The organism is Streptomyces sp. SDT5-1, from assembly GCF_052245995.1.
Lineage (GTDB): Bacteria > Actinomycetota > Actinomycetes > Streptomycetales > Streptomycetaceae > Streptomyces.
On record NZ_CM125963.1, the window covers coordinates 1,814,925 to 1,828,183 of the forward strand.

Below are 13,259 nucleotides of genomic sequence, written 5' to 3' on the forward strand. Positions count from 1 at the left end.
GCGTCTGTACGCAGCGTGTCCGCGCGGGAATCCTGCGTGAACAGCGCGTGAACCGGCCCTCATCGCGCGCGCGTGGGGCCATCATGCTGGCGTGCACACCTGGTCGGACAGCCTCCGTTTCGCCTTCCAGCCCGTGGTCAATCTGGCCACGGGCGCGGCGGCGGCCCTGGAGATCCTCGCCCGTCCCGAGTCGGGTGACGTGCTCGCGCGGGCGCAGCGCGAGCCCGAGCTCGACGGCGATCTGGCCGCCCTGGCGCTGCGGGACGCGGCGCGCCGGGAGTCGCTGCTGCCGCTGCATGTGAACGTGTTCGCGGGGACGCTCGCCGATCTGGGCGGGCTCGACGCGCTGCGGCGTGCCGTGCGTGAGGCGGGGCGGTTGCCGTGGGAGGTGACGGTGGATGTGGGGCCGCCGTTCACGCATGTGCCGCACCGCGCGCTCCTGGAGGGCGTCGACGCGCTGCGCAAGGAGGGTTTCCGGGTCAGCGCGGACGGCGTGGGCGACGGCGACGTACCGCTGCGGCTGCTCGACGATCTGGCGCCCGACCTGATCAAGCTCGACGCCTCACTGCTGTCGCGTCGGGCGACGGTGCGGGCCATGCGGACGCTGTGCGAGGAGATCGGCGCGCTGCTCGCCGTCGAGGGCGTGGAGACCGAGACCCAGTGCGCGGCGGCCCTCGACGCCGGGGCGCAGCTCGCGCAGGGCGACCTGTTCGCGCCCGCCGCCCGGCTGCCGGCCGCCAAGGTGTACGTGCCCGAACTGCGCCCTGCCGTCCGCGCGCAACGGCCGGCAGGCCCCACCGTGCGCGACTTCGTGCGGCCCGCCGCACTGCTGCCCGAGACGGCGTCCGCCGAGCAGGTGCGGCGACGGCTCACCGGGGCGGCCGAGGTCACCGGCGTCCTGCTCGTCGACGCCGCCGGGGTACCGGTGCGGTCGGTGCAGCGGGACCGCTTCCTGCTGTCGCTCTCCACGCGCTACGGGCACGCCCTGTACGCCGACCGGCCCGCCGCGCGGCTCGGCGACCGGCCGCGCACGGTCGGGGTCACCGCGACCGCCTGGGAGGTCCTCGACGTGGTCGCGGACGGCGAGCACACCCGCACCGCCGACGACGTCGCGGTGGTGGACGACGACGGGCGCTGCGTCGGCGTCGTACGCCTCACCGACCTCGTACGGGCGCTGGCCGAGAGTCGGGTCGAGGAGGCGGCCGGGCTCAATCCGCTGACGCGGCTGCCCGGTTCGGACGCCGTGACGGGCGAGCTGGATCGGTGGGTGGCGCAGGGCCGCGCGTTCGCCCTCAGCTGGCTGGACATCGACGGATTCAAGCAGGTCAACGACAGCGCCGGGTTCGCGGCAGGGGACGAGCTGATCCGTTCGGTGGGGCAGGCTCTCGCGCGGGCGGAATCGGACGCCGTGCGAGTGGGGCACATCGGGGGCGACGACTTCCTCGTCCTCGCCGATCCGGAGCGGCTCGGTCCGCTGGCGGCCGCGGTGCTCGACGCGCCCTGGTCCGCGGGCGGTGAGGCGGTGACGCTCTCGCTGGCCACGGTGGTCTGCCCGCCCGGCAGCGTCCTGGACCACCGGCAGGCGGCGGCGCTGCTCGCCCCGCTGAAGAAGGCCGCGAAGGCGCGCTCCGGGGCGAGTTGGGTGTGCGGGCAGGCGGGGCGCGAGGGCTTCGATGTGCGCCGCGGCGCACGCGCCACGGCGGCCGCGTGCGCGCGAGGAGGAGCGCCCACCACCGGTTAACCGTTGCCGTCCGCGACCTTGACGCTCCAGTACCGCCGGTGAACACTTCCGGTGTCAGTCGGCATCGCCGCACATCGGCCCACCGCCGCTCGGGGTCCGGACTGCCCTGGGCGCGCTCTCCTGCCGGATTGCGGCAGGTCACGGCCGCTTCCCCACATGTGGTTCCGGCTGTGCGCGCCCACTCGTCGCGGCTGCCGGGCGGGGCGCGGGACTCCCCTGCTCACGGCGGCCGCGGTTCGGAACCAGCCATGGAAACGCACCCTGCACGGAGGACCGGGGCGCACTGTCCCGGGCGAGGGCCTAGGAGCCGCCATGAGCAACGGAGACATTTTCATCGGTGAGGTCATCGGCACCGGCATTCTGATCCTGTTCGGCGCGGGCGTCTGCGCCGCCGTCACCCTGAAACACTCCAAGGCGAAGGCTTCCGGGTGGGTCGTCATCGCGTTCGGCTGGGGCTTCGGCGTGCTGGCCGGCGCCTACACGGCCGCCCCGCTGTCGGGCGGTCATCTCAACCCCGCGGTCACCATCGGCATCGCGGTCGACACCGGCAAGTGGGACAAGGTCTGGGTCTATCTGCTCGGCCAGATGGTCGGCGCGATGCTCGGCGCCGTCCTCGCCTACCTGGTGTATCTCGCGCAGTTCAACGCCAACGTCGGCTCCGGCGAGGAGTCCGCTGAGGACGGCCCGACACCGACGCTCGGCATCTTCTCGACGATCCCCGAGATCCGGAACCTGGCCGCGAACCTCATCACCGAGATCATCGCGACGATCGGCCTGGTGCTGCCCATCCTCGCGTTCGGACTCACCAAGGGGCTCGGCGAATCCGGCACCCAGGTGCTGATCGTGGCGCTCCTGGTCGTCGGCATCGGTCTGTCGCTCGGCGGGCCGACGGGTTACGCGATCAACCCCGCGCGCGACCTGGGGCCGCGCATCGTGCACCAGCTGCTGCCGATCCCCAACAAGGGGACGTCCGACTGGGGTTACGCCCTCGTGCCGGTCGTCGGACCGCTGATCGGCGGCGCGCTCGCGGGGGCCATCTACAACGCAGCGTTCTGAAGCGCAGAAGCAGTTTCGACCGTCTTCTTAAGAAGGGGGAGCCATGCCCGACGCTTCCGTGAAGTACGTCGCCGCCATCGACCAGGGCACCACGTCGAGCCGCTGCATCATCTTCAACCAGGACGGCGAGATCGTCGCCGTCGACCAGCGCGAGCACCGCCAGATCTTCCCGAAGCCGGGCTGGGTCGAGCACGACGCGACCGAGATCTGGTCCAAGGTCCAGGCCGTGGTCGCGGGGGCGATCGCCAAGGCGGGGCTGCGCGCGGACCAGCTCAGCGCGCTCGGCATCACCAACCAGCGCGAGACGACGGTCCTTTGGGACCGGGCCACCGGAAAGCCCGTGCACAACGCGATCGTGTGGCAGGACACCCGGACGTCCGCGCTCTGCAACGAACTGGGCGGCGCCGACGGCCAGGACCGCTTCCGGGAGACGACCGGGCTGCCCCTGGCGAGCTACTTCTCCGGGCCCAAGGCGGCCTGGCTGCTCGACAACGTGCCGGGCCTGCGCGCCAGGGCGGAGCGCGGCGAGCTGGCCTTCGGCACGATCGACTCCTGGCTGATCTGGAACCTCACCGGAGGCACCGACGGCGGTGTGCACGTCACCGACGTGACGAACGCCGGTCGCACCATGCTGATGAGCCTGGAGACCCTTCAGTGGGACCCGTCGATCCTGTCGGCGATGAACGTCCCGGAGTCGCTGCTCCCGGAGATCCGCTCGTCCGCCGAGGTGTACGGCACCGCGGTCGGGCAACTGGCGGGCGTGCCGGTGGCCTCGGCGCTCGGTGACCAGCAGGCGGCCGTGTTCGGGCAGGCCTGCTACGACACGGGGACCGCGAAGAACACGTACGGGACGGGCAGCTTCCTGCTGCTCAACACCGGCAACAGGCCGGTGCCTTCGAAGAGCGGCCTGCTCACCACCATGGGGTACAAGATCGGCTCCGAGGCGCCCGTGTACTGCCTCGAAGGGTCGATCGCGATCACCGGCGCCCTGGTGCAGTGGTTCCGCGACCAGCTCGGCATCATCAAGACGGCCGACGAGATCGAGACGCTCGCGGCGAGCGTGGACGACAACGGCGGCGCGTACATCGTCCCGGCGTTCTCGGGCCTGTTCGCGCCCTACTGGCGTTCCGACGCGCGGGGTGTCGTCACGGGCCTCACCCGGTACGTCACCAAGGCGCACCTGGCGCGTGCCGTCCTGGAGGCGACGAGCTGGCAGACCCGCGAGGTCGTCGACGCGATGTACCAGGACTCCGGGGTGCAGATCACGACCCTGAAGGTCGACGGCGGCATGACCAAGAACAATCTGCTGATGCAGCACCAGGCCGACGTCCTCGGCGTGCCCGTGATCCGGCCCAGGGTCTCCGAGACGACCTGTCTGGGCGCCGCGTACGCGGCGGGGCTCGCGACGGGCGTGTGGAACGACCTGGACGAGCTGAAGGCCCACTGGCAGCGCGACGCCGAGTGGACCCCGGCGATGGACGCGGGCGCCCGGGACCGTGAATACCACAACTGGCGCAAGGCCGTGGAGAAGAGCTTCGGCTGGCACGAGGACGGAGACGGCGCGTAGGCGACGGCCACGCGCGTGTGCACGCGCGCGTGGTGACGTACGGCCATGCACGCGCGTGGGCGGCGGTTCGCACCCCGGTCGGCGGAGGTGCGGATCGCCGCTGCGCGTTCGGGGGGCTCAGGTCGTCGCGGGCTGGCGGCGCTCGGCGGCCTCCGCGGCGTGTCCGACGACGCCGATGAGGATTTCCTTGACCGACTCCTTGTCGCGCGCGTCACCCAGGAACACCGGGACGTCCGGATCCAGGTCGAGCGCCTGCCGGACCGCTTCGGCCGGGTAGCGGTCGGCGCCGTCGAAGCAGTTGACACCGACGACGAAGGGTATGGAGCGCTTCTCGAAGTAGTCGACGGCGGCGAAGCAGTCCTCCAGGCGGCGGGTGTCCGCGAGGACGACGGCGCCCAGCGCGCCGGTCGCCAACTCGTCCCAGAGGAACCAGAAGCGGTCCTGCCCCGGCGTACCGAAGAGGTAGAGCACCAGGTCCTCGCGGAGTGTGATGCGGCCGAAGTCCATCGCCACCGTGGTGGTGTTCTTGCCCTCGACGCCCGCCGTGTCGTCGACGGGGCGGCCGGCCTCCGTGAGGACTTCCTCCGTGCGCAGCGGCCGGATCTCACTCACCGCGCCGACCAGCGTCGTCTTGCCCACGCCGAAGCCGCCGGCCACCAGGATCTTGAGCGTCACGGGCTCGACGGGGGCCTTGCGGCGATCGGAACGCCCGAAGATCATGACTTGTCTCCTGCCTCACTGGTGTCGCCGTTGCGGGTACTGCTGTGCTCCTCGGGCGGCCCGTAGCCACCGCCTCCGGGCGTTTCGACGACGAGTACGTCGCCAGGGGCCACGTCGGCCGTGTCGCTGCCGTCGAGGCGGGTGACGGTGCCGTCCACGCGTTCCACGGAGTTGGCGCCGAGGGCTCCGGGAGCGCCGCCCGCCATCCCGTAGGGCGGCACCCTGCGGTGCTGGGTGAGCGTGGAGACGGTCATCGGCTCCCGGAAGCGGATGCGCCGCACCGCGCCGTCGCCGCCGGGCCAGCGGCCCGCTCCCCCGCTGCCGCGCCGCACCGCGAACTCCTCCAGGACGACGGGCAGCCGCCACTCGAGGACCTCGGGGTCGGTGAGTCGGGAGTTGGTCATGTGGGTCTGTACGACCGATGCTCCGGGGAAGCCGTCACCGGCGCCGGAGCCGGAGGCCACGGTCTCGTAGTACTGGTGCCGGGCGTTCCCGAAGGTGACGTTGTTCATGGTTCCGGAGCCCTCGGCCTGCACGCCCAGGGCTCCGTAGAGAGCTCCGGTGATGGCCTGGGACGTCTCCACGTTGCCCGCGACGACGGCGGCGGGTGGCTCGGGCGAGAGGAAGGAGCCGGGCGGCACGACGATGTCCAGGGGTCGCAGGCAGCCGTCGTTGAGCGGGATGTCGTCGCCGACGAGCGTGCGGAAGACGTACAGGACTGCGGCGTTGACGACGGCGAACGGGGCGTTGAAGTTCGTGGGGAGCTGGTCGGACGTGCCGGTGAAGTCGACGGTGGCGGCGCGGCGTTCCCTGTCCACGCTCACGCGCACGTGGATGACCGCGCCCGAGTCGGTCTCGTAGGCGAACTCGCCGTCCTCCAGGGCGTCGATGACGCGCCGTACGGACTCCTCGGCGTTGTCCTGCACGTGCTTCATGTAGGCGAGCACGACGTCGAGGCCGAAGGTGTCGATCATGCGGGCGACTTCGTCGACGCCCTTCTGGTTCGCGGCGATCTGGGCGCGCAGGTCGGCGAGGTTGGTCCGCGGGTTGCGGGACGGGTATGCGGCCCCGGTGAGCAGGCGCAGGGTCTCCTCCTCGCGGAACCGGCCGGCCTCGACGAGCAGCCAGTTGTCGAAGAGCACGCCTTCCTCGTCGATGGTGCGGCTGTTCGCGGGCATGGAGCCGGGGGCGATGCCGCCGATCTCGGCGTGGTGGCCGCGGGAGGCGACGTAGAACAGGATGCGGTCGCCGTCGGTGTCGAAGACCGGGGTGATCACGGTGACGTCCGGCAGGTGCGTGCCGCCGTGGTACGGGTCGTTGACGGCGTAGGTGTCGCCGGGGCGCATGGTCGCGCCGCGGCGGCGGATCACTTCCTTGACGCTGGTGCCCATCGAGCCCAAGTGCACGGGAATGTGCGGGGCGTTGGCGACGAGGCTGCCGTCGGGGTCGAAGAGGGCGCAGGAGAAGTCCAGGCGCTCCTTGATGTTGACGGACTGCGAGGTCGACTCGAGGCGGGCGCCCATCTGCTCCGCGATCGACATGAACAGGTTGTTGAAGACCTCGAGCCTCACCGGATCGAGTGAAGCATCGACTTCCGCGCCCGGATCGGAACTCTCCGTAACCGCCACCCGTTCCATGATCAGGTGGCCGTCGTCCGCGAGGGCCGCCCGCCATCCGTCGTCGACGACGGTCGTGGAGCCGTCCTCGGCGATGATCGCCGGCCCGTCGACGGGTGCGCCGGGCGGGAGTTCGCCCCGGTGGTGGAGGGGGACGTCCCGCCAGGCGCCGCCGGTGTGCAGGCGGACGGTGGCGGGCGCGGAGGCGGTCGGGGCGGTGACGCGGGGTGCGAGGTGGGAGAGATCGGGGGGATCGGTCAGACCAGTGGCTTCTACGGAGAGTGATTCGACGACGAGCGGTCGGTCCAGGGTGAAGGAGTAGTGAGCGCGATGACGTTCTTCGAAGGCGCGGATCATGGCGTCGGGTTCGGCGAGTTCCACGGTGAGCGCGGTGTCCGTGCCGTCATAGCGGAGCTGGGCCCTGCGCACGATCCGCATGCGCTCCTCGGGGACGTCCTCGGCGCGCAGTTCCTCGCGGGCGGCGCTCTCCAGGTCGTCGGCCGTCTTGAGGATGTGCGGCATGGCGGCGGCGTCCACGGTGGCCTCGACGGACTGCTCCCGCATGGCCGTGGTGTCGGCGAGCCCGATCCCGAGCGCGGAGAGGACACCGGCCATGGGCGGTACGAGGACGGTGCGGATGCCGAGTTCGTCGGCGACCTTGCACGCGTGCTGGCCTCCCGCGCCGCCGAAGGTGGTGAGGGCGTAGCGGGTGATGTCGTGGCCCTTCTGGACCGAGATCCGCTTCACCGCGTTGGCGATGTTGGCCACGGCGACCTGGAGGTAGCCCTCGGCGACCTGCTCGGGGGTGCGCTCGTCGCCGGTCCTCTCGCGGATCTCGGTGGCGAGGTCGGCGAAGCGCTCGCGGACGAGGGCGTCGTCGAGCGGCTGGTCCCCTTCGGGGCCGAACACGTAGGGGAAGTGGGCGGGTTGGACGCGGCCGAGCGCGACGTTGGCGTCGGTGACCGTGAGGGGGCCGCCGCCCCGGTAGCAGGCGGGTCCGGGGACGGCGCCCGCCGAGTCGGGACCGACGCGGTAGCGGCTGCCGTCGAAGTGCAGCACGGAGCCGCCGCCCGCGGCGACGGTGTGGATGTCGAGCATGGGGGCGCGCAGCGGGACGCCGGCGATCTGCGTGGTGAGCACGCGCTCGTACTCGCCCGCGTAGTGCGAGACGTCGGTGGAGGTGCCGCCCATGTCGAAGCCGATGACGCGGTCGAAGCCTGCGCGCTCGGACATCCGGGCCATGCCGACGATGCCGCCGGCGGGGCCGGACAGGATGGCGTCCTTGCCGCGGAACTGTCCGGCTTCGGTGAGTCCGCCGTTGGACTGCATGAACATCAGTTGGACGTCGGGCAGTTGGTCGGCGACCTGGCGCACGTAGCGGCGCAGGACGGGCGAGAGGTAGGCGTCGACGACGGCGGTGTCGCCGCGGGGCACGACCTTCATGAGCGGGCTGACCTCACTGGACAGCGAGATCTGCGGGAACCCGACGCGTTCGGCGAGGGCGCCGATCTCGCGCTCGTGGGCCGGGTGGAGGTGGCTGTGGAGGCAGACGACGGCCACGGCGCGGATGCCGTCCTCGTGGGCGCGCCGCAGGTCCGCCTCGAGGGCGTCGAGGTCGAGCGGGGTGAGCACCTCTCCCTGGGCGTCGACACGCTCGTCGACCTCGATGACGCGCTCGTGGAGCAGTTCGGGCAGCTCGATGCGGCGGGCGAAGATGTGCGGCCGGTTCTGGTACGCGATCCGCAGGGCGTCGCGGAAGCCGCGGGTGATGACGAGGGCCGTGGGCTCGCCACGTCGCTCCAGGAGGGCGTTGGTGGCGACGGTGGTGCCCATCCGGACGGAGTCGATCGGCCCGTCGTCCTCGCCGAGCAGTTCACGGATCGCGAAGACGGCCGGGTCCGGGTAGCGCGCGGGGTTGTCGGAGAGCAGCTTGTGCGTGACGAGGCGACCGTCGGGCCGCCGGGCCACGACGTCGGTGAAGGTGCCGCCTCGGTCGATCCAGAACTGCCAGCCTGCCACGTGTGTCTCCTGCCGTCCGCCCCGTTCCTGTGCCTCGCGGGCTCCGCTGTCGGATCAGAGCGCTCTGAGGCCGTCGATCACGTCGCGGAGAATACTCGCGTCGGGCAGTTCCGCAGGTGGGACGGGCCGCGTCACATGGACGAGTTCGTCGTCGACGAGATCGCCTATGAGGACGCGCACCACGCCGATCGGAAGGTCGAGTTCCGCGGCGAGTTCCGCCACCGACTGCGGGCTGTCCTGGCAGAGCTCGACGATGTCGACGTGCTCGGGCGACAGCGTCTGGTCCCGTGCGGCGTCGCTCTCGCGCTGTTCGGCGACGACGACGGCGATCAGGTCGAGCCGGTGCTGGGCCGCGCTGGTGGTGCGGCCGCGGGTCATGGCGTAGGGACGGACGACGGGTCCCGCGTCGTCGTCGAACCAGTGATGCGTGTCCTGACCGTCTGGTCTCATGCCAACCCACTACCCTCCGGCGGGCAGGTCCGTGCGCCGGGCCGTGCCAAGGTGCGCCCCGACGCGCTTGACCAGCAGGGTCATCTCGTACGCGACGAGGCCGACGTCGGAGTCCGCGTCGGAGAGCACGGCGAGGCAACTGCCGTCGCCCGCCGCTGTGACGAACAGGAAGGCCTCGTCCAGTTCGACGACCGTCTGCCGGACGCCGCCCGCCTCGAAGTGCCGGCCCACGCCCTTGGCGAGGCTGTGGAACCCGGAGGCCACGGCGGCCAGGTGTTCGCTGTCCTCCCGGCTGAGGCCCTCGGAGGCGCCTGTCGGCAGTCCGTCGCCGGAGAGCACCATCGCCTTGCGGACACCGGCGACACGCTCGACCAGGTCGTCCAGGAGCCAGTTCAGCTCGCTGACGACGCCGTTGGTGGTCTGCGGATTGGCCTTCGGCGCGGTCATCGACCGTCCCCCTCAGAGTTCGTTCCTCGTGCTGCACCGTCGGCGCGCTCATCGCCCGCGGTGTTCTCCGCCCGTCCGCGCCGCCAGCCGCGCTGGAGCGAGGCCATACGGCTGCGCACCTCGTCGGCGTCCCGGTCGGCGGGGAGGGCGGAGGGTGTCCTGTCTTCGGCCGGTGCCGTGCCTTCGCCGCGCAGGTCCGGGCCGTCCTTCAACTGCGGGGCCAGGTTGGCCTGTCGGACGCGGCGGGGCAGGCCGCCGGGCGTGGTGCCGCCGGAGGGACCGGCGTCGCGGGTGGGCGGCTCGGTCGCCTCGGTCGCGTCCGTCGTCGGCTCGGAGGTCTCGCGGACGGGCCCGGCTTCCTCGGCCGCGCGCGGGCGGCGCCTGGGGAGACCTGCCGGGGTGGAGCCGCGCACCTCGCCGCGCAGGGACGGGCCGCCGCCCGCCTCGCCGCTCCCCCGGTCGTGCCGCTCGCCGGGTTCGGCCGGGGCGCGGTCGGCCTCACCGGGCCGGCTGTGGGTGACGGGCCTGCCGTGCGAGCTGACGAGCTTGGGCACGCGCCGGCGCGGGAGCGGCAGCGGGCCGTCCGGAGCGCCGTCGCTCCCGGCGCCGTCGTCCTGGGCCTGCTGGTGCTGTTCGCCGGAAGGACCGGTCATGGCGCGGCGGGGGCGGAACAGACCGCCGCGCTCACTGTCGTCGTCGCCCAGGGCTCCGGGGAACTCGGTCATGTCGGAGGTCGTCAGCGGGGCCTCCAGCTCGACGGGGCCGTCGAGCACGGAGGCCGGCAGACCGGGGAGACCGGCCACGCCGCCCGACTTCGCGTGCGGTCCCGTGCCGGGCGTGCGGCGCGGCGCGTTCGGCCGGTCGAGGCGGAAGCCCGCGCCCTCGGTGTCGGGGGCGTCGGTGAGCAGGGCGTCGGGGATGAAGACGACGGCGGTGGTGCCGCCGTACGGCGACGGCTGGAGGGAGACGCGGATGTTCTGCCGCTGGGCGAGACGGCTGACCACGAACAGGCCGAGCCGGTCGGTGTCGGAGAGTTCGAACTCCGGTGTCTCGGCGAGCCGCAGATTGGCGTCGAGCAGCGCGTCGGGGGCCATGCCGAGGCCGCGGTCGTGGATCTCCAGGGTGAAGCCGTTCGCGACGCGCTCGCCGAGCACCTGGACGGCGGTGTGCGGCGGCGAGAACACGGTGGCGTTCTCGACGAGTTCGGCGACGAGATGGGTGAGGTCGGCGACGGCCGGGCCCGTCACGGCGATCCGGGCCAGTCGGCGGACCTCGATGCGCTCGTAGTCCTCGACCTCGGCGACGGCCGCGCGGACGATGTCCATGAGCTGCACGGGCCTGCGCCACTGCCGGGACGGGGCGGCGCCGGACAGGATGACCAGGCCCTCCGCGTGGCGGCGCATGCGGGTGGTGAGGTGGTCGAGGCGGAACAGGTCGGCGAGTTCGTCGGTGTCCTCGGTCCTGCGCTCCATGGTGTCGAGCAGGGTCAGCTGCTTGTGCAGCAGGACCTGGCTGCGGCGGGCGAGGTTGACGAAGACCTCGGAGACACCGCGGCGCAGTTCGGCCTGCTTGACCGCGGCCTCGACGGCGGAGCGCTGAAGCGTGTTGAGCGCCTGGCCGACCTGGCCGATCTCGTCCTTGTCGTATTCGAGGCGCGGCGCCTCGGTCTCGACGTCGACCTGGTCGCCCGCCGCGAGGCGGCGCATCACGCCGGGCAGCCGGACGCCGGAGGCCTCGTGGGCCTCCAGGCGGAGTCGGCGCAGGTCGCGGACGAGGCCGCGGCCGATGCGTACGGAGAGGTAGAGGGAGACGAGGAGGGCGAGCAGGCCGAGCACGCCGGCGACGCCGGCCCGCAGCAGGACGCCGACGGCCTCGGGGCGCGCCCGGTCCTGGTAGCGCTCGGTGGCGGCGGAGTCCCGGTCGACGAGTTCGGCGAGCACCGGCTGGGATGCCTTGTCCCAGCTCCGGGCGGTGACGCCTCTCGGTGTCCCGGGGGCGCCGCTGACGACCGCTTCCTCAGCGGTGCGCAGCGGGTTGGTCTCGGGGCTGCGCCAGTACCGCTGGTAGCGGGAGCGTTCGCTGTCGGGCAGCAGCGCGAGGTTGGTCTCGTAGAGGAGGGAGCGCTGGGCGACGAGGTCGGAGACCTGGCGCTGTTCCTCCTGCGTGAACCGGCGGGCGACGAGACCCGAGCCGACCAGTGCGTCCTCCTGGGACAGGAGTTCGCGCGCCTTGACGATACCGACGAGGGCGCGTGCCTCGCGTTCCACCTTCGCGTCGTCGAGTGCGGTGAGGTCGAGGAGGAAGTCGTACGTCGGTGCGATCAGGCGGTTGTAGAACTCGAGGGCCTGGGCGCGGGTGACGGTGCCCTCGTCGACGTTCCGGCGCAGGGAGGCGATGCCCTCGAGGCCCTCGATGGCGGTGTCGAGGGAGGCGCGGGCGTCGGGGTCCAGATCGTCCCTGACGCTTCCGTCGCGGGCCCTCTCCTTGATCCGGCTGATCGATTCGTCGGCGTCGGTCCGCTTGACGCGCAGGGCCGACTGGGCGTCGGACGCGCGGGGGTCGGCGAGGTAGACGAGCGTCTGGCGGCGCTCGACCTGAAGCGCGCGGCTCGTGGCGACCAGGGGGGAGGCGATCGAGTCGACCGCCTTGCCCGCGGAGATCAGCTGGACGGCGGCGCGCCCGGTGATCACCGTGGCGAAGGCCCAGATGGCCGTCAGGGACAGCAACGGCACCAGAAGCAACGCCACGATCTTCCGGCGGATGGACTTCCCGCGAAAGCGCACGGCCTCCCCCAAGATCGTCCCCTCTGCCTCAAGGGGCACACATGTGCGTCAACAAACGGCGCGAGCCTACTACTGAGACACGAGCAACTCGAAGACCTGTCCGGATGCTGTCCTTCCGAACTCGGGCCCTGACGTCATGAGTTGTCCGGCATTGCGGGAGATTCCCGCCGCCCGCTCATGGCAGGGGCGACGATCACAATCGGCCTGCCCCCTACGAGAGTTGGCCGGAACTCTCCGCGCGCCCTGTTCGGATCACTGGAGTTCGGGGGAACGGGAATCTTCGCGGCCCTCCGTTCGTCTTCAAGAGAGGGCAGCCGACCCGACGGCGTAAAGCACGGCAATTCGGGCAGTCACTGTGCAGTGCCGGTGCGGAGGCATCGGTTTGAGGGTCCCGAGGGGCCCGAGATCGGCGGGGAGTGACGTGGCGATGGGCACGGCGGAGCGAAATGGACTGTGGGTCGAGGAGCCGGCGCGTCGGCGCCGCATGCCCGATCCGGTACGGACGTCGGCCGTGCGGGCCGTCCTCATCGTCGCGCTCACCCTGATCCAGGCCATGATTGCCGTGTTCTCCACGCTGGCCGACTCCTGGCTGGCCTTCCCGATGGTGCTCAGCAGCGTGGGCAGCACGGTGGTGGCCACGTGGGGCGTCCTGGACGTCTGGGTGACGCGCCAGGTGTGGAACCAGCGGCACGGCGTGGTCTCGGTCCCTGCGAGCACGGCGCGGCAGCTGCGCAAGGAGCGCCGCCAGGCCCGCCGTGCCGCGCGGTCACGGGGCGGCGCCGCCCGGCCCGACGCGGTCGACATACGCGGCCGTCGCCGGACCGGGCAGCTGACGCACGGCTGAGCCGCCGCGCCGGGCC

8 protein-coding genes and 1 pseudogene are annotated in these 13,259 nt (G+C 72.0%); 4 read left to right on the forward strand and 5 right to left on the reverse strand.

Annotated features, from left to right (window positions below):
* Positions 1–91: 91 nt before the first annotated feature.
* The 3 genes from ACTWJ8_RS08535 to glpK all read left to right on the forward strand — a co-directional run bounded on the left by ACTWJ8_RS08535 (position 92) and on the right by glpK (position 4,364).
* Positions 92–1,741 (forward strand): EAL domain-containing protein, encoded by a 1,650-nt coding sequence (locus tag ACTWJ8_RS08535; RefSeq protein ID WP_443263492.1) that lies wholly within the window; start codon positions 92–94, stop codon positions 1,739–1,741.
* Between the two features lie 312 nt (positions 1,742–2,053).
* Entirely contained in the window at positions 2,054–2,797 is a 744-nt protein-coding gene (locus tag ACTWJ8_RS08540; RefSeq protein WP_356385428.1) for an MIP/aquaporin family protein, read from the forward strand.
* A 43-nt stretch (positions 2,798–2,840) separates the two neighbouring features.
* Positions 2,841–4,364, forward strand: a complete 1,524-nt coding sequence (gene glpK, locus ACTWJ8_RS08545) for a glycerol kinase GlpK (protein ID WP_443263493.1) — start codon at positions 2,841–2,843, stop codon at positions 4,362–4,364.
* Positions 4,365–4,481: 117 nt separating this feature from the next.
* On the opposite strand, the gene ACTWJ8_RS08550 is transcribed toward glpK, so the two are convergent.
* The 5 genes and pseudogenes from ACTWJ8_RS08550 to ACTWJ8_RS08570 form a co-directional block, all read right to left on the reverse strand.
* The gene (locus ACTWJ8_RS08550; protein ID WP_443263494.1) at positions 4,482–5,084 is read right to left on the reverse strand and encodes a GTP-binding protein; all 603 of its coding nucleotides are present in this window, start codon (positions 5,082–5,084) and stop codon (positions 4,482–4,484) included.
* Positions 5,068–8,719, reverse strand: a pseudogene (locus tag ACTWJ8_RS08555) (hydantoinase B/oxoprolinase family protein); the annotation flags it as partial. The pseudogene ACTWJ8_RS08555 and the gene ACTWJ8_RS08550, both read right to left, overlap by 17 nt.
* Positions 8,720–8,773: 54 nt before the next feature.
* Positions 8,774–9,169, reverse strand: coding sequence for a DUF742 domain-containing protein (locus tag ACTWJ8_RS08560; RefSeq protein WP_356385438.1), 396 nt, complete (start codon positions 9,167–9,169; stop codon positions 8,774–8,776).
* A gap of 9 nt (positions 9,170–9,178) precedes the next feature.
* Positions 9,179–9,616: a roadblock/LC7 domain-containing protein gene (locus ACTWJ8_RS08565; protein WP_356385441.1), complete on the reverse strand. Its 438-nt coding sequence runs from the start codon at positions 9,614–9,616 to the stop codon at positions 9,179–9,181.
* Positions 9,613–12,399, reverse strand: a complete 2,787-nt coding sequence (locus ACTWJ8_RS08570; RefSeq protein ID WP_443263495.1) for a nitrate- and nitrite sensing domain-containing protein — start codon at positions 12,397–12,399, stop codon at positions 9,613–9,615. Before ACTWJ8_RS08570 ends, ACTWJ8_RS08565 begins: the two co-directional genes overlap by 4 nt.
* 421 nt (positions 12,400–12,820) lie before the next feature.
* On the opposite strand from ACTWJ8_RS08570, the gene ACTWJ8_RS08575 reads away from it, so the two are divergent.
* A complete protein-coding gene (locus tag ACTWJ8_RS08575; RefSeq protein ID WP_356385447.1) occupies positions 12,821–13,243 on the forward strand; it encodes a hypothetical protein in 423 nt (140 codons plus the stop codon).
* Positions 13,244–13,259: the final 16 nt, after the last annotated feature.